The organism is Sphingobacterium wenxiniae, assembly GCF_900116225.1.
In the GTDB taxonomy this organism is placed as follows: Bacteria; Bacteroidota; Bacteroidia; order Sphingobacteriales; family Sphingobacteriaceae; genus Sphingobacterium; species Sphingobacterium wenxiniae.
Genome location: NZ_FOZZ01000002.1, coordinates 469,971 through 490,247, shown reverse-complemented (window position 1 = coordinate 490,247; position 20,277 = coordinate 469,971). Strand labels below are relative to the sequence as shown.

Annotated in this window: 16 protein-coding genes; 11 read left to right on the top strand and 5 right to left on the bottom strand. The window is 39.6% G+C overall.

Annotated features, from left to right (window positions below; translation table 11 throughout):
- Positions 1–7 precede the first annotated feature (7 nt).
- The 4 genes from BM375_RS04590 to BM375_RS04575 are packed head-to-tail and all read right to left on the bottom strand — an operon-like array spanning position 8 to position 3,984.
- On the bottom strand, positions 8–1,189 hold the full coding sequence (locus BM375_RS04590) for a class I SAM-dependent methyltransferase (protein WP_093363988.1): 1,182 nt from the start codon (positions 1,187–1,189) through the stop codon (positions 8–10).
- A complete protein-coding gene (locus tag BM375_RS04585; RefSeq protein ID WP_093363986.1) occupies positions 1,189–2,454 on the bottom strand; it encodes an aspartate kinase in 1,266 nt (421 codons plus the stop codon). Before BM375_RS04585 ends, BM375_RS04590 begins: the two co-directional genes overlap by 1 nt.
- Before the next feature lie 5 nt (positions 2,455–2,459).
- Positions 2,460–3,296, bottom strand: coding sequence for a DUF3298 and DUF4163 domain-containing protein (locus BM375_RS04580; RefSeq protein ID WP_093363985.1), 837 nt, complete (start codon positions 3,294–3,296; stop codon positions 2,460–2,462).
- Positions 3,271–3,984 carry a YggS family pyridoxal phosphate-dependent enzyme gene (locus BM375_RS04575; protein ID WP_093363983.1) on the bottom strand — a complete coding sequence of 238 codons (714 nt, stop codon included), beginning with the start codon at positions 3,982–3,984 and terminating at the stop codon, positions 3,271–3,273. Before BM375_RS04575 ends, BM375_RS04580 begins: the two co-directional genes overlap by 26 nt.
- A 175-nt stretch (positions 3,985–4,159) precedes the next feature.
- Here BM375_RS04575 and BM375_RS04570 point away from each other — a divergent pair, with 175 nt between their 5' ends.
- The 4 genes from BM375_RS04570 to BM375_RS04555 all read left to right on the top strand — a co-directional run bounded on the left by BM375_RS04570 (position 4,160) and on the right by BM375_RS04555 (position 11,863).
- Complete coding sequence (locus tag BM375_RS04570) at positions 4,160–4,807, top strand: DUF4296 domain-containing protein (protein WP_093363982.1); 648 nt, start codon at positions 4,160–4,162, stop codon at positions 4,805–4,807.
- Between the two features lie 346 nt (positions 4,808–5,153).
- Positions 5,154–7,526 carry an endonuclease MutS2 gene (locus BM375_RS04565; protein WP_093363981.1) on the top strand — a complete coding sequence of 791 codons (2,373 nt, stop codon included), beginning with the start codon at positions 5,154–5,156 and terminating at the stop codon, positions 7,524–7,526.
- A gap of 115 nt (positions 7,527–7,641) precedes the next feature.
- On the top strand, positions 7,642–8,280 hold the full coding sequence (locus BM375_RS04560; RefSeq protein ID WP_093363979.1) for an MgtC/SapB family protein: 639 nt from the start codon (positions 7,642–7,644) through the stop codon (positions 8,278–8,280).
- Between the two features lie 268 nt (positions 8,281–8,548).
- Positions 8,549–11,863 carry a TonB-dependent receptor gene (locus tag BM375_RS04555; RefSeq protein WP_093363978.1) on the top strand — a complete coding sequence of 1,105 codons (3,315 nt, stop codon included), beginning with the start codon at positions 8,549–8,551 and terminating at the stop codon, positions 11,861–11,863.
- Between the two features lie 63 nt (positions 11,864–11,926).
- On the opposite strand, the gene BM375_RS04550 is transcribed toward BM375_RS04555, so the two are convergent.
- Positions 11,927–12,607, bottom strand: a complete 681-nt coding sequence (locus BM375_RS04550; RefSeq protein ID WP_093363976.1) for an SMUG2 DNA glycosylase family protein — start codon at positions 12,605–12,607, stop codon at positions 11,927–11,929.
- 333 nt (positions 12,608–12,940) lie between these two features.
- Between BM375_RS04550 and BM375_RS04545 the strand changes: the two genes are divergently transcribed.
- The 7 genes from BM375_RS04545 (at position 12,941) to BM375_RS04515 (ending at position 20,113) form a co-directional block, all read left to right on the top strand.
- Positions 12,941–13,531, top strand: a complete 591-nt coding sequence (locus tag BM375_RS04545) for a hypothetical protein (RefSeq protein WP_093363975.1) — start codon at positions 12,941–12,943, stop codon at positions 13,529–13,531.
- A gap of 11 nt (positions 13,532–13,542) precedes the next feature.
- Positions 13,543–14,259 (top strand): DUF3307 domain-containing protein, encoded by a 717-nt coding sequence (locus tag BM375_RS04540; RefSeq protein ID WP_244525817.1) that lies wholly within the window; start codon positions 13,543–13,545, stop codon positions 14,257–14,259.
- A 41-nt stretch (positions 14,260–14,300) separates the two neighbouring features.
- On the top strand, positions 14,301–15,440 hold the full coding sequence (locus BM375_RS04535) for a serine hydrolase domain-containing protein (RefSeq protein ID WP_212611627.1): 1,140 nt from the start codon (positions 14,301–14,303) through the stop codon (positions 15,438–15,440).
- A gap of 74 nt (positions 15,441–15,514) precedes the next feature.
- The gene (locus tag BM375_RS04530) at positions 15,515–15,997 is read left to right on the top strand and encodes a hypothetical protein (RefSeq protein WP_093364067.1); all 483 of its coding nucleotides are present in this window, start codon (positions 15,515–15,517) and stop codon (positions 15,995–15,997) included.
- A gap of 144 nt (positions 15,998–16,141) precedes the next feature.
- Positions 16,142–17,692 carry a glutamine-hydrolyzing GMP synthase gene (gene guaA, locus BM375_RS04525; RefSeq protein WP_093363970.1) on the top strand — a complete coding sequence of 517 codons (1,551 nt, stop codon included), beginning with the start codon at positions 16,142–16,144 and terminating at the stop codon, positions 17,690–17,692.
- Complete coding sequence (locus BM375_RS04520; RefSeq protein WP_244525816.1) at positions 17,649–18,935, top strand: ABC transporter substrate-binding protein; 1,287 nt, start codon at positions 17,649–17,651, stop codon at positions 18,933–18,935. The genes guaA and BM375_RS04520 overlap by 44 nt, the downstream gene beginning before the upstream one ends.
- Complete coding sequence (locus BM375_RS04515) at positions 18,935–20,113, top strand: RsmB/NOP family class I SAM-dependent RNA methyltransferase (RefSeq protein ID WP_093363968.1); 1,179 nt, start codon at positions 18,935–18,937, stop codon at positions 20,111–20,113. The genes BM375_RS04520 and BM375_RS04515 overlap by 1 nt, the downstream gene beginning before the upstream one ends.
- Positions 20,114–20,277: the final 164 nt, after the last annotated feature.

The following is a 20,277-nucleotide window of genomic DNA, read 5'->3' as shown; positions in this document are numbered from 1 at the left end:
AAAGATGCTAAATGCGTCTTCCGCTGACAACAATCAATTCATTCGTACTGTCCGTCGTGAAATATAGATAACGATCACCGCCATCTTTGATTTTCAGTTTTTTACGAATATCGTCTACCTTTAAAGGAAAGTTTTTAGCAATCACATTGGCTTTTGAACCTTGGCTTTGCTTCTTGAAGACAGAGAAAGGCAAGGTCTCTTCTATAAGGATAATTTTACCTGGAAAATCTTTCACAAGTTCGTTTGATGTATATAGATGGCTGTTTTGATGTAGCTTATGAAGATTATATGCGGTAGCAATAGACTTAAAAGCACCTGCTTTGGTTATGGCCACATCGGGTTCATATAAATAATGTTGAGGCTTAGAAAATGAAGGTTCAACCAAGCCTTCACTTGTATAATCAAAGATAAATTCCTGTTGATGACCTTGATAAAGACGGACCGCATGGATATTGGTTTTTCCGATGTAACCTTGCTCCTGGATAAATAAGAGCTCCTTGCAATCGTTGTCCACGCTGATAATATAGACATCGCGTACAGCAGACATGCTATTGAGTGCTGCACTAATATCCAGAAGAGGAGCAAGCTTGGTGATGACGGTTTTTGCTTTTTTGAAAAAGAGGTCTTGATATGCCAAGATATTCGGCTCGCAGTCCTCCAGCCGAAAAACCTTCTGGTCTTTAATACGGCGTGACGGATCGATATAGATATAGTCGAATGTCTCCTCACAATCTGTTAAAAAAGCAATGCCATCTGTTGCACGGCATTGGATGTTAGCGGCTTGAAGGACTTCAAAGTTATGTTCGACTATAGCGGACAATGTCGGGTTTATTTCACAATGGGTGACGTTTGCTGCCTTTTGGGCAAAATAGTAGCTATCTACACCAAATCCACCAGTTAAATCTGCCAAAGAAGTCTGCGGTAGGATAAGCGATGCTTTAAATTTACCGGTCTCACTGGATGAACATTGCTCTAAATTGAGCTTATCCGGATAGTATAAAGCAATTTCTGAGGAAGTCCAATCCGGTATTTTCTTTTCAGTCTTCTGAAAACCAGCTATTTGATTGGCCAGTTCAGATGAAGTAACCTCAGCAAAAGGTGATTTTTTTAATGCCATGCTCGCGGGCGACACATGCCTGTTTGCCTGTATAAAGGACTGTACATCTTTACTGAGGATATTTACATTCATTATTCACAGTTCTTGACCAGAAGCTGGCAGGTATAGCTGTCTTTCAGTTCGCGGATAATCTGTTTGTTAATCAATACTCTATCGATGGTCTCCTGATTGAAATAGCGAATCGTGATAAGCTCCAAATCCTTTTCTACATGCACTTTGTAGCGTTGCTCCAACTCTTCCAATAAGGCGTCCACATTTTTGCCGGTATTGTCAATGCTCACAGCAAAACTGATTGCACTGTTGTGCATCATGTTCACCTTGATGCGGTGCGTGTGGAAGAGATTAAAAATATGGCTTAAGTTATCTTCGACAATGAAAGAAAAATCGCGTGGTTGTATATAAATACCCACCTGATTGACTTTAAAGATAAAGGATGGGATTGGCAAACCTTGATTGGTCGTCTTGATTTTCGTTCCACTGCTTTCCGGATCAACAAAAGAGCGTACATTCAATACGATTTTTTTGTTTTGTAAGGGCTTGATTGTTTTCGGATGGATAACGGTGGCACCGTAATAGGTCAACTCGATCGCATCGGTATATGAAAGTTCAGGAATCAGTTCTGTTCGGTCGAACCATTTCGGATCGGCATTGAGCACACCCGGTACATCTTTCCAGATGGTAATGTCCTCTGCATTGAGGCAAGAAGCAAATATAGCAGCCGAATAGTCCGAACCTTCACGCCCCAAAGTGGTCGTAAAATTTTCGGAAGTGGAGCCGATAAAGCCTTGTGTGATGATGACGTTGTCATCAAGGATAAAGGGAAGATCACGACGGATTTTGTCTTCGGTCTTTTCCCAATCCACTTTGGCTTCCATGTAGGTGTTGTCCGTGAAGATATAGTCGCGAGCATCTACCCATTTTGTCGGAATGCCCATATGAGCAGTATAGCCTGCCAAAATCTTGGAGGAGATGAGTTCACCCAGAGATACAATTTGGTCAAAGAGGTAATCGTAGGCATCTTGTGGCTCTTCTTCCAGAGTCCACTCCACCTCTACAAAGCAGTTGACGATTTCATCGAAGATAGGATGTGATTCATCGTCAAAGAGCTCGTTTAGCAGCCCTAAATGGGATTGCTTGACACCTTCAAGGACAGCAAAAGCGTCTCCACTTTGCTGTGTATATAAATTGGTAATCTCGACTAATTTATCGGTTGTTTTTCCAATGGCTGAAACCACGACCAATAGCTCATCTTTTTTATATTTGGAAATAATAGTGGCGACGTTTCTGATACTTTCAGCATCCTTGACCGATGCCCCGCCAAATTTGAATACTTGCATTTGGTTTAGTTGATATTTGATGTATTTTTAGCCAAAAGACCTACGCGTTCGGTCAGCACCTCGCTTAGAGCAGCATAGGGGATGAGCAGGCTGGTTGGTCCATCAGCATAAGGTTTGATTTCGTAAACGTTGTAATAAAGCAATAGCCCTTCTTTGGTCAACCCGAAATTATCGGCTAACGCAAAATTGTCGTTATCGAAAAAATAAGCTTTCCCGAAGCTTTCGGTCTCGCTAAGATTCTCTTGTTCGCGGAAAAACTTCTCCGCAATGCTTTTTAATTTCACTGTATCGCTGACAATATCTGTAAGTGCTAATTCTTTTTTCTCCTGCACATCATAGTTGGAGAGAACCACCACTTGTATACCATGGGCTCCGCCGGTATATTCGCTAATGCTGTTTTGTAAGGTCAGGAACTTCCCTGTATTCAGCAATACCTGACATGAAATATCCCTGAACCATGCGTGCAAAGGACCGCTCTCCGCTACGATCTGGTCTTCGGCATATTCATTGAATGCGGTAAGGAAGCTCTCCGAAACCTGAACCATATTTTCCTCACCATCAAGATAGATAGATTCTTTAACTAAAGTATTTATCTCTTCATCGAATACGGGATAATAGGCCGTGAATTTCGTTGTATCTACTTGCTCCTCCGAAGGGACTGCGAAATAGGGACTGATTTCCTTAAAAGACTGCATCTTGTAAGTCAACGTGTCCAATATTTGCTCGTTTTCACTACTTTTTGCAGCGGAGGATTTGTTATCAGAACTACAGGCTATACAAGACGATAAGCCAATCAAACACAGGCCAAAAACGACCTTATTCACTTTTTGCATCTTTTCCATCTTTTAGCTTATAATGTTTGATGACTCTTTTTCCGAATACAGTACTACCCAAACGAACCATGTTGCCACCTTGTTCAATCGCTAGTTTATAATCTGATGACATCCCCATCGACAAAATATCGAAACTATCTACCTTACGGAAAAAACTTGCTTTCACGCCATCGAAAAGCATTTTCATCTCATAGAATTCTTCTTTAACGACTTTTTCGTTATCGGTGTTGGTTGCGATTCCCATTAAACCACGAATACGGATATTTTGCAGTTGGCCAAATGCCTCATCGCGTAATATCTCAATTAGTTCGATATGGTCAAAACCAAATTTAGTATCCTCGTCTGCGATATGCACTTGCAGTAAGCAGTCAATTATACGGTCATGTTTTTTTGCATGCTTATCAATTTCTTTAAGCACCTTAAGACTGTCCACAGACTGAATCATAGCGATGAATGGAGCAATATACTTGACCTTATTTGTCTGCAAATGACCGATCAAATGCCATTGTATATCTTTTGGTAACGCTTCCTGCTTTTCCACAAGCTCCTGTACCATATTTTCTCCAAATACCCTTTGCCCGGCATCATAAGCCTCCTGAATGTCTTCAACAGGCTTAGTCTTGGATACAGCGACCAAGGTCACGCCTATTGGGTTCAGGTCGATTTGAAGTGATTCTATATTTGATGCAATACTCATTTTAAATTATCTTCGATGAGCTCGTTAAAGCTCGGTTAAAAAGTAAAAATTAAAAAAGCAAAATCCTATTACTGAATAAAGGTCAAATAGGCTTTACCCACATCTCTTTAAAGTTAAAGAAGACTTAAAAAGTGGTTATTCGAAGCCTTTTTGTAAATTTGTACAAACTTACAAAATGCAACGCTTATTACTCATTATATTGGTGTCGTTTTTTTTCATTACATCATGCCATAAATCTACGCCAAAGGGTATTTTACCCGAACAACAGATGGTAGAACTGATGACTGAGGTACACACAATCGACGGTTATTTGAATACTTTGCCTATAGACAGTTCGCGTCGGGTGATTGATGGTCTTTATGGTCAAGTATTTGCAAAATACAATTTGGATTCGATTTCTTTCCAGCAAAATGTGTCATATTACTTGGGGAATGCAGTTAAAGCAAAGGGAATTTATGCGGAGATAACAAAAAACCTTCGTGACTACGAAAATGTGTACAGAAAAGAAGATTCCTTACGGAATGTGGTGCTTTCTGATAGTATCCGTAGAGTAAACTATTTTGAAAAACAGAAAGAAGAAGCACATAAGCTTATTTTTGAATATCCGAAAGATACGGTAGCTTATAATCATTTAGAGGCATTTGCATCCGTTATGGAACGATTAGGAATAAGGGTAGATAATCCAAAGCCATCTGTTGCGATACCGTCTGTTTCGCCGGAAGTACAACCGCTAATGGAGGAAAACAACAGCGAGCCTATAGCATTGGATTCGGTTTCACCAAGACCGATACGGCAATTGCGTCCAGAGCGGATAGTGCAGTAAGGACTGTTTTTGTCATATTTCTCCCTCGTACTCGTTTGAACGAAGTGGCAACGAGTATGAAGAATAACTAAATAGTGCATCCTCGTTTGTAAACGAGGACGAGGTATAGGACGAGCAAGGCGAGGCACAGCGACAGGCTCAGGATGACAATTTCTCCCTCGTACTCGTTTGAACGAAGTGGCAACGAGTATGAAGAATAACGACTAAATAGTGCATCCTCGTTTGTAAACGAGGACGAGTGCAATAAGATATAAAAAAGTGATGAAGGTGATACAGGTTATGGTGGTAATGTTTCCCCTATAACTTCTGTCACTTTCTTCACTTCATAACTTAGTAAAAAACAATCATGGTTTTTCCAGATAACGCAATAGATAAATTAGGTTTTTCAGAGATTAAAAATCTCATCAAAGAGAAGTGCTTGAGTGAGCCAGGGAAGGAAATGGTGGGCAAGATACAACCTCAGGTCAAATTAGAGAATATAGATAAGTTTCTTCGTCAGACACAGGAATTTAAAGATCTGTTGCTGAATGATGCTCCGTTACCAGTAGACCATCTGTATCCGATCAAACCTTTAGCTGATAAGGCCAAGGTGGAAGGAGCTTTTTTGGCTGAGGATGAATTCCATCGCATTCTACTTTCCCTGCGTACAGTTTTCGCGATTATTCGTTATTTTAATGAGCGTGCAGGTTTGTATGCACATTTGGAATTGCTCTTTGAACATCTTCCTATTGAAACAAAGATCGTTCGCCAGATTGAATCGGTGATAGATGATCGGGGAAAGATGAAAGATAATGCATCTCGTTTACTTTTGGATTTGACACAGCAGATATTAAAAAGTGAGCAGGAAGCACGTAAACGCATCGATCAGGTATTTAAGCAGGCACAAAATAACGGCTGGACGGCCGATGGCAACCTGACGATTCGAGATGGGCGATTGTGTATCCCTATTCTTGCGGAAAATAAACGTAAAGTCAAAGGTCTCATCCATGACGAGTCTGCAACTGGACAAACAGCTTATATAGAGCCGGAAGAGGTATTTCATTTAAACAATAAGGTGCGCGATTTGGAGTTTGAGCGTAGGCGGGAAGTCATTCGTATATTAACGGAGCTTACTTCGGAATTGCGCCCGCATGTTCCCCTGTTGCTTTCTTACCACGGATTGTTGAGCAAACTGGATTTTGTACGTGCCAAAGCACTCTTTGCTATAGATATAGAGGCTGAAATGCCGGAGCTGTCCAAGGAAGCGGAAATCAATCTGATTAATGCGCGCCATCCTTTGTTGTTTATCAACTCTAAAAAGGAGAATCACCCAAGCGTGGTGCCGTTGAACATTAAAATTGACCAAGAGGATCGGGTTATTTTGGTTTCTGGGCCGAATGCAGGTGGAAAATCGGTGTGTATGAAAACCGTTGGGTTACTGCAGCTGATGGTGCAATCAGGACTGCTGATCCCGGCTGAAGACACTTCTAAAGTCGGTGTTTTCAAGCAAATATTTGCAGATATTGGTGATGATCAATCTATCGAGAGTGATTTGAGTACCTATAGTGCCCATCTTTCCAAGATGAAGCATTTCACTGAATTTGCTACGGCGCGAACTTTGGTGCTTATTGATGAATTTGGTACGGGGACAGATCCTCTATTTGGCGGGCCGATAGCCGAAGCCGTTTTAGAGGCTTTGAATAAGAAAAATGTGCGTGGCGTGATTACGACACACTATTCCAACCTAAAGGTGTATGCGAGCAACACTGCCGGATTGGAAAATGCATCCATGCTGTTCGATAATGTGGGTATGAAACCGTTGTACATTCTGCAGATCGGGAAACCGGGAAGTTCGTATGCTTTTGAAATAGCCGAGAAAATAGGGTTGAGACGGGAGATTCTGGAGTCGGCAAAAAACAAGATCGGCAAGCAGCAAAAGAAAGTGGATACTTTGCTGGTGGATCTGGAACGGGATAAGAAAACCGTGCATGATACCAAGGTCTCGATTTCGAAACGAGAACGCGAACTGGAGCATTTGCGTAAGGAATATGAGGAGCTACAAGGCTATCTGGAAGAGAACAAAAAGCAGATTATCAGGGAAGCCAAGGAGCAGGCACGACAGATCTTGAAAGATGCCAATAAATTAGTGGAAAACACCATTTCGGACATCAAATCTGTTCAAGCGGATAAAGACAAAACAAAAGGTATCCGCAAAAATTTACAGCAGGCCATAGATAACCACACGGAGAAGAATGTGAAAGCCCTGACATCTCATGTCGAGGTAGACGAAACTATAGAAATCGGTGATTGGGTGAAGATTGTGGACTCCGAAACGGAAGCCCAGGTGATGGAAGTGGGTAAAGGAAATAACCTTATTTTGGCTTTGGGCGAGTTGCGTACAGTAGTTAAGAAAAATAAGGTGGTGAAACTGAAAGGGAAAGAAAAGGCCAAGGTGGTTAAAAAACACCGTAACATATCCATGGAATCAGCTGCCGATTTTCAACCGGAGGTAGACGTGCGCGGAATGCGTACAGAAGATGCACTTAGGCAGATAGAAACAGTACTGGATCGTGCGGTTATGATTGGTTTTCCGAGCTTAAAAATCCTGCACGGTAAAGGTGATGGTATCCTACGGAAATTCATCCGTGAATATTTGCGGAAGTACAGCCATGTTTCCCGGTTTGAAGATGAGCACGCTGATAGAGGAGGAGATGGTATTACGTATGCTTATATAAGTTAATCGCACTTAGTCATCATAGAAGACTTCCGAAGTTTTCGAAACTTCGGAAGTCTATCTGGTCGTAAATTAAACACCGATTTGCTAAACTTTCTTCAATATTAATTGTACAAGATATATGTTTGAGTTCCATATAGACGATCTTTTTTCCATTTTAATCTCCATTTTGTGTGGAGCTATTGTTGGTTTTGAACGGGAGTTTAAAAATAAGTCTGCCGGTTTCCGTACCGTTGTCCTCATTTGTTTGGGATCTACTGTATTTACCTTGTTATCCAAAATGGGAAACATCTCGGACGATCGTATCGCGGCAAATATCATTACCGGGATAGGTTTTTTAGGCGCCGGTGTTATCTATCAAGGCAAGTTCTCTGTTCAAGGACTAACTACGGCTGCCGTTATTTGGTCAATAGCTGGGGTGGGGATGATGATAGGTTTCGGGCACTATGGGTTTGCGCTTATCTTAACGGCGCTGATGGTTATTATTTTATCTCTTTTCCAAAAAATCGAGCTGATACTTTCCAACATATATCTGGTACGCACTATCCGTATCACCTTTCATGATATAAAAATATCCAACTTAGCCGAATTTGAACAGTTTATGACAACCCTCCATGTACGCTTAGAGCGCAAAGGACTACAAAAAGAGGGAGATCACCTTTCGGTAACATATGATATTGTCGGAACGCGAAAGAATATACGCCGGGCTAACGAGCAAATTATTTCGCATGAAAAAGTCTACGCGTTCAGCAATTTATAATCATTCTATCAAAGTTTTTTTCCACAATTCACAATTGTTAATTTTTGTTAAATTGATAATAAAGTAATTTATATTTTGCTGATTTTTCAAAAAGAAAACCCCTATTCGCAATTTTAATATAAAATAAAAATTAGGCTTACCAATTTGTCAGTTAAGGTTCTGTATATCTACAGCTTTTCGTGTATTAAGTTTATGTTAAGTTCAGAATTTATCAAGTGGTATTATATAACTTTGCCGTACTAAATTTTAATACAACTAAAAATTGAGTATGAAAAAATCTCTACTTTTCTTTGCTCTGGTTCTGGCAAGTTACGGAACTATCCAGGCACAGGTAACAACAAGTAGTATGCAGGGGGTAGTAACCCAATCTACCGGCCATGCTACAGTTGGAGCAACGATTAAAGCAACCCACGTACCTTCAGGGACGGTCTACTCCGGATCGGCTAACGTTGCAGGACGCTTTAATCTGGCGAACATGCGTGTAGGTGGTCCTTACCGCGTGGAAGTGACTTACGTAGGTCAGGATCCAGTGGTTTACGAGGACATCTACCTACAGTTAGGTCAGCCATTCATTTTGAATACTACTTTTGAAGACAAAGCGTTGTCTTTGGATGAAATTGCGGTGACAGGTTATAGAAGCAACAGTGCGAATAAAACAGGTGCTGCTACCAACGTAGGAAGAAAACAAATTCAGGAATTACCACAAATTAGCCGTAGTATCACGGAATTTACGCGTTTGACCCCGCAAGCCAATGGTAATTCATTCGCAGGTCGTGACGGTCGTTATAACAATTTGCAGATTGATGGAGCAAACTTCAATAACGGATTCGGTTTAAATGATAATGCACTTCCAGGTGGAACTTTCCAACCAATCTCATTGGATGCTATTGAAGAAATTTCTGTAAACATAGCTCCTTATGATATCACTCAGTCTGGTTTTACAGGTGCGGGTATAAATTCTGTAACTAAATCTGGTACAAATGAATTTACAGGTACTGTATATGGATATTTTAATAATCAGCGTTTCAATGGTAATAAAATAGGTGATGTAACTTTGGATCAGCAAGAAGGCTCAAAACAGACTTATGGATTCGCTGTAGGTGGGCCTGTTATTAAAAATAAATTATTCTTTTTTGTAAGTGCTGAGCGTGAACAGGCTGATGGAGCAAATGCAACAGGAGCAAACCTATGGAGAGCCAATGAAAAGAATGATGGTAAATCTGATCCAAGTAGCAATATTACTCGTGTAGGTGTAGATGACTTAGATGCTGTAAAAAAACACCTTATGGATGTTTGGGGATATGACCCAGGAGCATACGAAGGATATGCGAATCAAGCATCTCAAAAAGGTGATAAAATATTAGCGAGAATTGATTGGAATATCAATGATAAGCATAAATTGGCTTTGCGTTATAACCAGTTGATTGGGATATCAAACCAAGTTGCAAATGCTTCTTCCGGACCAAACCCTCGTTCTAACTTTGGTCGTGTAAGTGAAAACTCTATTACTTTTCAGAATGGTAACTATGGATTTGAGAACTCTGTTAAATCTATCACTGCAGAGTTGAATTCGAATTTCTCTTCTGGATTGTCTAATAAATTCTTATTTACTTATTCAAAAATCAACGACAAACGTACAACTCCTTCTAAACAACTATTTCCATTTGTTGATATTTGGGATGGCGGTGGACGCGGAACAGGAAACAACAACTATATGAGTTTCGGTACAGAGTTGTTCTCTTATAACAATGAGGTGATTAATGACAACTTTTCTTTTGTTAATAACTTAACATGGACAGTTGATAAACACACTATTACTGGAGGTGCTGCTTTTGAAATACAAAAATTTGGAAACTCTTATGTTCGTAGTGGTACAGGCTATTATAGATATGCCTCAGTTGAAGATTTTTTAACAACAGGTACGCCGAATGAAGTTGCTCCAATTAACTACTCTTTGTCTTATCCTTACGAAGGACAAGATACATATGCAAGAGCTAACTATGGTTTAGCTTCCCTTTATGCACAAGATCGTATTACGTTAAACGAAAGATTCAATGTTACTGTAGGATTGCGTGCGGAATTGCCAATCTATATGAATAAGCTGACAGGAAACCCTTCAGTTGATGCATTGGAATTCTTGGATGTGAATGGTAGTCCAAAAACATACAACACATCATCATGGCCGAAATCACGTATCATGTTGTCTCCTCGTTTAGGATTTAACTATGATGCATTTGGTGACAGATCATTAATTGTACGTGGGGGAACAGGTATATTTACTGGCCGCGTTCCATTTGTATGGTTGACCAATATGCCTACTACAATGGGGGTTATTCAAAATACCATTGAAGCAGATTATGCTACTGTAGCCCCTTGGATTAACAATATCAGATTCAAACCTGATAATATCTACCATTACGTAGAAAATCCACCAGCTGGCGGTGAAAATGTCTTTATTAAAAGCCCTAAAGAAGGAGCTCCTGGACAAATTGCTTTGGTTGATAATAACTTCAAGATGCCATCGGTATGGAGAACAAGCGTTGGTGCAGATTATAGAATACCAAATTCACCGGTTACTCTTACTACGGATATCTTATATACGAGAGATATAAATGCTGTTTTCCAGCATGGTATGAATAGAAAAGCTTCTACGGAGAGATTAGACAATGCAGGTGATAACAGAGAGTATTATCCAAATAGTGCTTCTTATACCTATAATGATAAATTAGGTGGAAGTAATGCTGTGCTTTTGGCTAACACAAAAGCTAAAGGATATGCATTTAGTGCTACTTTTGGAGCTACTGTTTCACAATGGCATGGTTTATCAGGTTCATTGTTCTATACTTACTCTGCCGCTAAAGAACAGTCTAACAATCCAGGGTCAGCAGGTGTATCCGCATGGGCTAACTTGCAGACGATAAATAACCCGAATGATAGAGATCTATTCTATTCAAACTTCGCTATGCCTCACCGTATAGTAGCATCTTTGAACTATACATTCCAGAATTCAACTATTGGTATTTATTATAATGGATCTCATCAAGGTCGATACTCCCATGTTTATAATGGAGATGTTAACAATGATGGTATTCGTGCAGATTTGATGTATCTACCTGCAACAACGAATGAAGTAAACTTTGTAGATATTGTAAATGGAAATGGAGATGTATTGTTTACAGTCGCAGACCAACGTGAAGCTTACGATAAGTTTATTGCAAGTAATGGATTAGAATCATATAGAGGTAAATATCTTGGACGTAACGAGTTTTTGTTACCTTGGTTGAACCGCGTGGATATTCGCTGGACGCAAGATGTATTCAAAAATCTTGCTAAAAAAGGAGACAAAATTCAATTTACGTTGGATGTAGTTAACTTAGGTAACTTGTTGAACAAAGATTGGGGTGTTCAGAAAACCCTTCTATCTTCAGGCACTAACTTCTTGAATGTTGCAAACAACAAAACAAATAAACCTACATTCACTATGGCTACTGATGGTGGTGAATTAGTGAAGAATGTATACAGAAATTCAAGTCAATTTAGTACTACATGGAGTGCTGTGTTAGGTGTTAGATATTCTTTCTAATTAGAAATAACTAAAACTTTTTTGAAAAGGGTTGCTTTTACAGCAACCCTTTTCTTTTAAACCTTAGCCCAAAAGCTTCAAATACTTATCAATATAGCTGATCTTGTCCTTGGACTTATATTGCTGAATGTATCGTGGATGCTCTAGAACAGTCATCTTGTCGAAGAATTTCTCTTCATGGTTGATTTTTTGAAGGAAGTCCGCATTTTTCTTTCCGAGGATAAAAACCTCCGATGTGTCAAGTCCTAAGCTGATATGTTTGCGTAGGGAATCAATCATAAAATCCTTTACCATGCTGAACAAAACCTTATCGTCATAATAATTGGCGTTCACCCAACTTCCTTTTTTCTCTTGGACAATTGCCAAAGGAAAGGGTGAATTGATATAAAACTGGCTGTAGAATGCTGCTGGGCCACCGTAAGCTTCGATCATATTGTACATATACACCGAGGATATTTCATGTGTATGTGCCGAGTGCATAGGGATACCACAAGCACTTTCCAAGCGCTTTGTGTCGGTAAATGGAACCCCTGTTACACCTGCACCATGCCGACTGGGGTTAATGCCTATTATGAAGCGGCGTTGTTGACTGTCATTGTAAAACTTCTTATAGAATTGCTCCATAACCACTAAAGTTTCAGGGTTGTCCAAATAGGGGTTGACGACTTGAAAGCCTACAGGTAGTTCTCCAGTATACTGTAGGTTCTTGTTGAAAGAAATAACTTGTTCGGCAATTGTTTTCATGATAGTACAAAAGTAATGGATTATAATGTTTATTTCTGGAAAGCATTATAGTTTATAAGATTCACTACGGTTGTACAGTGGTTATACTAAGGTTCTACTAAAATATCCCTATTTAGTACCTCCGTAGTAGCTCTTTAGTAGCTCCGTCCTACTGCTTTAGTACCTCTTCAGTAGGATTACAGTAGAACTACAGTATCTCCCGGCACTTTTAAACCGTCTTGCAAATGTGATTATCTGTGAAAAAATATCATCATATATTGTGATATTTCTGTTTATCATCGAAATTGGTGATATTTGAAATTATCATTATATTTGATGATAAATTAAAGAGTTATGATTAGCATTCTGACGGGTGATATTATAGAATCCCGACAAGCAGATCCGAAGATTTGGTTGCCGGCATTAGAAACTGCGTTGAGACAATCTGCTCAAAAATTTGATATTTTTCGAGGAGACAGTTTTCAGGCAGAAGTAAAATTGGAGGATACGTTTAAAACGGTTTTTTATCTAAAATCTGCTATGCTTCATGTAAATTTGGATGTACGCATAGGTGTGGGGATAGGTGAGAAGGAAGTAGATGCACTGCACATAAAAAATGCATTTGGTTCAGCTCTCATTTACTCGGGAGAAGCTTTTGAATCATTAAAGCGGGATACGATAAGTGTAAAATCTGCTAATCTGGAGTATGATAATATGTGTAATATAATGATGGCATTATCGGCAGATTTATGTGGTCGCTGGACGTCCAATATGGCTGAAATTGTAATGACCACACTTCTGCACGAGGATAGCAATCAAATAGAGCTTGCTCGGTTGCTCAATAGGAAACATCAAAGCCAAATAAGCACAGCCTTGCAAAAGGCAAATTATGGCTCTATTAAAAAAGCTATCGATTACTGTACGCAAGAACTGTTACGTTTATGATAATCTTTTGTTTGAAATTGTTATTAGCACATATCCTGGGCGATTTTGTCTTTCAATCCAAAGCGCTAGTTCGGGAAAGGAAAGAGAATATAGCCTATTTGTTCCTTCATGTGGGCATACATGCTTTGTTATTGGTGCTTTGCTTTTTATCGGATCTGTATGATAATTGGCCTGTTATTCTATTTGTAAGCTGTTCACATCTTCTTATTGACAGCTTGAAAATCTGGTGGGAACGTAAATTCCCTTATAAGCCGTTTCATATCTTTGTGGTGGATCAAGTGCTACATTTAGCAACTATAGCTGCTGTGGCCATTCATCAATATGGCTTATCGGTAGAGTGGCTCGATGGTCTTCTGTCAGAAAAGAACCTGTTGTATCTACTTACGCTTTTACTGACCGTTTGTGTTAGCCCTATTTTATTACGGGTGTTTTTTAGTCGGTGGAAACAGGAAAATGAATTAGAGGGCAAACCCGCCTCTTCCTTAACTGATGCTGGATTGCTTATTGGTATTATGGAACGCTTGCTCATCGTGTTATTTATTCAGCTTGGATTTTTATCCGGGATCGGGTTCCTATTGGCAGCAAAATCTATCTTCCGATTTGGGGATCTAACAAACGCACGGGACACGAAATTTACGGAGTACATTTTGTTAGGCACATTAGCAAGTTTTGTTATCGGAGTAGCGATAGGCTTTGGATTGAAATTGGCTTTGAGATATACGACATAATCCCTATTTTTATGGGAATACTTCTTACTATAAATCTAAACATGATGAAAATAGCCGTAAAGATGCTGTGCATTATATTCCTTTTGTCGCTAAGTAAAAATATCTGGGCACAAGAGTCTGTTGATAAAGGGCTGCAAGCATTGGTCGATGACTATAAGGCCGTAGGGTTAGCCGTGGTTGTTATTAAAGATAACCAACCGATTTACCAAAAAGCACTGGGATATAAAAACTTGGAAAGCCAGACGCCTCTTCGGACAGATCATCTATTTCGTATAGCATCTATCTCTAAGTCTTTCTCAGCGACTGCAATCATGCAACTAGTAGAGAAAGGATTGATTTCGTTGGATGACGATTTTGGGGATTTGATGGGATTTCCTATTCGAAATCCAAAATACCCAAATCAAAAAATAACCTTGCGCATGGTATTGTCGCACACTTCCAGTATCAATGATAAGAACGGTTATTTTGAATTGGATGTCATTAACCCTGCAAAGAATCCTGAATGGGAAAAAAGTTATAATGATTATGCTCCAGGTACGAATTATGAATATTGTAACTTGAATTTTAATATGGTAGGGGCTGTGTTGGAGCGTTTAACGCATCAGCGATTCGATATTTATATCAAGGACAAGGTGCTTCGTCCATTAAAGTTAAATGCGGGATATTGTATTGATTCTTTGGACAAGGCTAACTTTGCTACACTATATGCGTATAATAGTGAAAGCAATCATTTTGAGGCGCAACCATCGGCATACAACCCCAGATCGGAGGATATCAAAAAATATAGGTTAGGAGAGAGTACTCCTGTTTTCTCACCAACAGGAGGATTAAAAATATCGGCAGAGGATTTAGCAACCTATATGTGTATGCATATGAACTATGGGGCCTATGCGGGAGGAAGACTCTTGGAAAAGAAGAGTGCTCAGCTCATGCAACAGAAATTGAGTGAACCGGAGGGTTATGGTCTGGCATTGCAGGAAACAGATACCTTAATTCCGAATATTCATCTTGTGGGGCATACCGGAGATGCTTATGGGCTTTTTAGCAATATGTTTTTCCATCCAGAGGAAAAATTTGGTTTTGTGGTGATAACGAATGGCTGTATCCCGAAGCGGGAAGATGGGAATATAGCTTTATCGGTCAAGGTAATCAATTATCTTTATGAACAGTTGATTAAATAAATTGGCTTGTTTTTTGTAATCTATCAATTGTAACCAAAGGGATAAACGTTATGCAGGTAAAATGTTTTTGGATAATGGTATTGCAATTTGCTTTTATAGCCTCTGTTGTGGGCCAAACGCTTCCTATCGCTGAAATCCGTAAAGATTTCAAGGTAGGGCATAAGGACGAGGAAACATGTAAAAAGCATTTGGAAGCATTGGAAAAGCATGCAGATTCTCCAATAGAGCGGGGCTATGAAGCGGCTTACCACATGTTCATGGCGAAACATACAGGTAATCCTTTCAAGAAAATGAGCTATTTTAAAAATGGGCGTAATATGCTTGAAAAGGAAATCAAGAGTGCTCCGAATAATGTGGAATTACGCTATATACGACTCTGTATTCAATATTATATACCTTCTTATTTAGGCTATAAGGATAATATAGAAGAGGATAAGGATTTCTTGGTAGATAACTTGTATAAGCTTAATGATAAAAATACCAAAGAGTTGATATTTAACTATTTGAAAGGTGCAAAGATGTATAACGATGAGGAATTGGCTTTATTAGGTCGATGAAACTGTAGTTTTTTGTTTAGCATTTAGAGGGTTAGTTGTTTAGGGATTAAACGATTTCAACGGTTGAACAATTAAACATATAAAGGCAAAAAAATCAAATAAAAATCCTTAAGGAAATACGCTACGAATCCTTAACTTTGCGTCATGTCTGAAAAAATTATCATTCTTGATTTTGGCTCGCAATATACACAGCTGATTGCTCGTCGTGTCCGTGAGCTTAGCGTTTACTGTGAAATTTATCCCTATAATAACTTGCCCGAATTTGACGATTCGGTAAAAGGTGTTATTTTCTCTGGCAGTCCTTACTCTGTAAGGCAAGAAGATGCGCCGCAAATTGATTATAAATCTATACAGAATCGTTTCCCGCTTTTGGGCGTATGCTATGGTGCCCAATATTTGGCACAGCAATCCGGTGGAGAGGTTCTACCTTCTGAAATCCGTGAATACGGCCGCGCTAACCTACAATTTGTAGATCAGGAAAACCCGTTGTTAAAAGGAGTGCCGGTGCAATCACAAGTATGGATGTCTCATGGTGATACCATTAAAGATGTTCCGGCTAATTTCAAGGTGATATCGAGTACAGACAAAGTACGGGTAGCAGCTTATCATATCGAAGGAACCAATACTTACGGTATACAGTTTCACCCGGAAGTAACGCACAGTACGGATGGACAGGTATTGATTAAAAATTTCGTGGTTGATATCTGTGGTTGTTCACAAGATTGGACGGCAGATGCTTTTGTTGAAACAACTGTAGCTGAACTTAAAGAACAATTGGGTAATGATCATGTTATCATGGCTTTATCTGGAGGCGTCGACTCAACAGTGGCAGCGGTATTACTGCATCAGGCTATTGGGAAAAATTTGCACTGTATTTTTGTTGACCACGGCCTGTTGCGGAAAAATGAGTACGAACAGGTATTAGATTCGTACAAGGATATGGGCTTGAATATTAAGGGTATCAATGCAAAGGATTTGTTCTATGGTAGATTGGAAGGTATATCTGAGCCCGAGCAAAAGCGTAAAATCATTGGTGCGGCTTTTATCGATGTTTTTGATCAGGCATCCAAAGACATCCAGCATGAACTTCCTGAAGGCGTTGAAGCGAAATGGTTAGGACAAGGCACGATATACCCGGATATTATCGAATCCATTTCGGTTAAGGGGCCGTCGGCAACCATTAAATCTCACCATAATGTAGGCGGATTACCTGACTTTATGAAATTGAAAGTTGTTGAACCATTGAAGACTTTGTTTAAGGATGAGGTTAGACGTGTTGGAAAGACATTGGATATAGACCCTAACATTTTGGGAAGACATCCTTTCCCTGGGCCAGGTCTAGCAATTCGAATTTTGGGCGATATTACAGCTGAAAAGGTACGAATTTTGCAAGAAGCTGATGATATATATATCCGTAACCTGAAAGAATCAGGTTGGTACGAAAAAGTATGGCAAGCAGGCACTATATTTTTGCCTGTTCAGTCTGTAGGCGTTATGGGCGATGAACGTACGTACGAGCATGTTGTTGCTTTGCGTGCAGTAGGTTCATTAGATGGTATGACTGCGGACTGGATTCATTTTCCATACGATTTACTTGCAAAAATTTCAAACGAAATCATCAATCATGTTAAAGGAATCAACAGAGTTGTCTATGATATCAGTTCAAAACCACCTGCAACGATTGAGTGGGAATAAATTAATTCTGGGAATGATGGGACTGCTGTTGTTTTTTGGAGCTTGTTCTCCGAAAACAACAGGTGTTCTTCGTTCACCTGAACATCGGGGTGGAGTTGCTGGTACAACAACACCAAAAGAAGAAGAAAGTACAAAAGAAAGTAAAACGACGGATGCTACGTTGGACGCTAAAAAGGCTGAAGCACTCCGTAATAATATCGCTTTAATACTGCCTTTTCAGTTGGATAGGGTCAATCCCTCGGGGTTATCCAAAGAAGATGTAACTCGCTCGGCTTTGGCACTGGATTTTTATCAAGGTCTTCAACTTGGACTTGATCAATTGTCTGAAGAAGGCAAGTCTTTTAGTCTAAATGTCCTGGACTCCAAAGACGATGAGATGCACAGCGCTGCTATAGCCAGATCGGAAAAAATCAGTAACGCAGCGATTGTTATCGGTCCTGTTTACCCAAAAGAAATCAAAACTTTTGGAACAAATCTGGGAAACAAAAGAGTTTTGCAGATCAATCCGTTAGCGGCTTCCAAGGCAAGTGATTTCGGTTTGCCGAATTTAGTTTCTGTAACACCATCTATCGATGTGCACATGAAAGCTATTGCTGCTAAAGTTGCGAAGGATTATTCTTCTCTTGACGAAGTTATTATCTATAATACTTCGGACAATGATGGACGTCAGTTTTTACAGGGTTTTGCTGCAGCATTGAGATCTTTGAAATCGGCTATACAGGTTAAGTCGGTATCTAATATTGAGGAATTGAATGAGGCTCTTACACCAACAGGTAAAAACCTATTGATAGCAGGTACAACCGATAGATTCCAATTGCGAACATTATTAAATAATCTGGAGAAAAAGTCGTCGGAAGAGCTTTATAAATTTAAATTATATGGTCATCCACTATGGGATCGTATTGATTTTAGTTCTTTTTCTAGCTTTTCAAGTTATTCCCCAACTATTACGGCAGAAAGCCATTTGATGACTTGGTCGGCCGATGCGGAGAAGTTTAAGGAACAATACTATACACTGTATGGTGTTAACCCTTCAGATCACTCTTACAAAGGTTATGATGCTGCAATTTATTTTGGTTCATTGTTGAGCAAGCATGGTGATAAATACGCAGATTACATTACCAAAGAAAGTTTTGATGGCCTGTTCAGTTCGTATAAATTTGAGTATGATGATAGAGCGGGCTATGTTAATCAGGCTGTAAGTTATAAAACATATAAAGGTTCATCCTTTCAATTGAATTAATGGCAGAAATCAACGAACGCAGGGTCGAACAACAGCTTCGAAATTTTGAAAGAGCTATAGGGGCCTATCAGAATGATGAACCCTTTGCGCGATTTCTAGGCAGGTTTTTTAAGGAAAACAAACAAATGGGGTCATCCGATAGAAGGATGACCTCTCGTTTATGTTATAACTACTTCCGTATAGGAAATGCATTATCAGATACTGGTATTCGGGATAGGCTAATTGTTGCTGAATTTCTATGTGAAACGGAAAGTGATTTGGTTTCCCTGTACCAACCTACTTGGGTAGAATGGCTGTCTTATTCTATTGCGGATAAAGTAGATTTCTTAAAGAATGAAGTTAGCTTCGATTTGAACGATGTCTTTCCTTTTGCGGGTTATCTGTCAGACGCTATTGATTTCATTTCCTTGGCACAAGCACAGCTTATGCAGCCGGATTTATTTATTCGGGTGAAAAAGGGAAGTACGCTACGTGTGGAGAATGAATTGAATCATCACCGTATTGCCTTTGAGCAATGTGGGGATAATGCGTATCGTTTAGCGAATGGTACACGTTTACAAGACCTTCGAAAAATAGAAGGGGACTATGAAGTGCAGGACTTATCTTCGCAGAAAACACTTGATTTTATTCCTGTCCAAAAAGAAGATAAGTGGTGGGATGCTTGTGCTGCCTCCGGAGGCAAATCATTGATGATTTTGGATATATACCCGAATGTAGATCTGTTGGTTTCTGATATTCGTTTGAGTATCTTACGAAATTTGGATGAACGTTTTATGAAAGCGAAAATCCGTACGTCATATAGAAAAAAAATCTTGGATTTGACCAATGATATCCATGGACTAATGGAAGGTGAAGCATTTGATGGTATACTCTTGGATGCGCCTTGCTCGGGTTCGGGTACTTGGGGAAGAACGCCAGAGATGATACAGCAATTAAATATTTCAGATATCGCATTATACGCTGAACGTCAACGGAATATTGCTTCTAGAGTTATCCCTTACTTGAAGGAGGGCGGTGTCTTGGTTTATCTGACCTGTTCCGTCTTTAAAGCTGAAAATGAGGAGGTCATTTCATTCCTGAAAGAAGTACATGGTTTGAAAGTAGAAGCGATGGAAACGATAAAGGGATATGATAATAAAGCCGATAATATGTTTGCTGCTCAACTTCGGAAAGGTTGACCCTATCTGTGTCATTAGAGTTAGCGAAGCGCCGTGTCTCGCTGTGTCTCGGCTCTGACGAGGGCTTAGAAGATGGCTCTAAGGATGAAGAATTAGGGTAGTCTGAGAGACTACCTGATATAAAAGTCCTTAGCTCTCGACGCAATATAATCCCACTCCGACAG

Excerpts from the sequence above, each read along its gene's own strand:
- guaA (WP_093363970.1), top strand. The coding sequence starts at position 16,142 with ATGTCTGAAAAAATTATCATTCTTGATTTTGGCTCGCAATATACACAG.
- BM375_RS04515 (WP_093363968.1), top strand. The coding sequence starts at position 18,935 with ATGGCAGAAATCAACGAACGCAGGGTCGAACAACAGCTTCGAAATTTT.
- BM375_RS04530 (WP_093364067.1), top strand. The coding sequence starts at position 15,515 with ATGGTATTGCAATTTGCTTTTATAGCCTCTGTTGTGGGCCAAACGCTT.
- BM375_RS04590 (WP_093363988.1), bottom strand. The coding sequence starts at position 1,189 with ATGAATGTAAATATCCTCAGTAAAGATGTACAGTCCTTTATACAGGCA.
- BM375_RS04550 (WP_093363976.1), bottom strand. The coding sequence starts at position 12,607 with ATGAAAACAATTGCCGAACAAGTTATTTCTTTCAACAAGAACCTACAG.
- BM375_RS04580 (WP_093363985.1), bottom strand. The coding sequence starts at position 3,296 with ATGGAAAAGATGCAAAAAGTGAATAAGGTCGTTTTTGGCCTGTGTTTG.
- BM375_RS04570 (WP_093363982.1), top strand. The coding sequence starts at position 4,160 with ATGCAACGCTTATTACTCATTATATTGGTGTCGTTTTTTTTCATTACA.
- BM375_RS04565 (WP_093363981.1), top strand. The coding sequence starts at position 5,154 with ATGGTTTTTCCAGATAACGCAATAGATAAATTAGGTTTTTCAGAGATT.
- BM375_RS04520 (WP_244525816.1), top strand. The coding sequence starts at position 17,649 with ATGATATCAGTTCAAAACCACCTGCAACGATTGAGTGGGAATAAATTA.
- BM375_RS04535 (WP_212611627.1), top strand. The coding sequence starts at position 14,301 with ATGATGAAAATAGCCGTAAAGATGCTGTGCATTATATTCCTTTTGTCG.
- BM375_RS04575 (WP_093363983.1), bottom strand. The coding sequence starts at position 3,984 with ATGAGTATTGCATCAAATATAGAATCACTTCAAATCGACCTGAACCCA.
- BM375_RS04560 (WP_093363979.1), top strand. The coding sequence starts at position 7,642 with ATGTTTGAGTTCCATATAGACGATCTTTTTTCCATTTTAATCTCCATT.
- BM375_RS04585 (WP_093363986.1), bottom strand. The coding sequence starts at position 2,454 with ATGCAAGTATTCAAATTTGGCGGGGCATCGGTCAAGGATGCTGAAAGT.
- BM375_RS04545 (WP_093363975.1), top strand. The coding sequence starts at position 12,941 with ATGATTAGCATTCTGACGGGTGATATTATAGAATCCCGACAAGCAGAT.
- BM375_RS04555 (WP_093363978.1), top strand. The coding sequence starts at position 8,549 with ATGAAAAAATCTCTACTTTTCTTTGCTCTGGTTCTGGCAAGTTACGGA.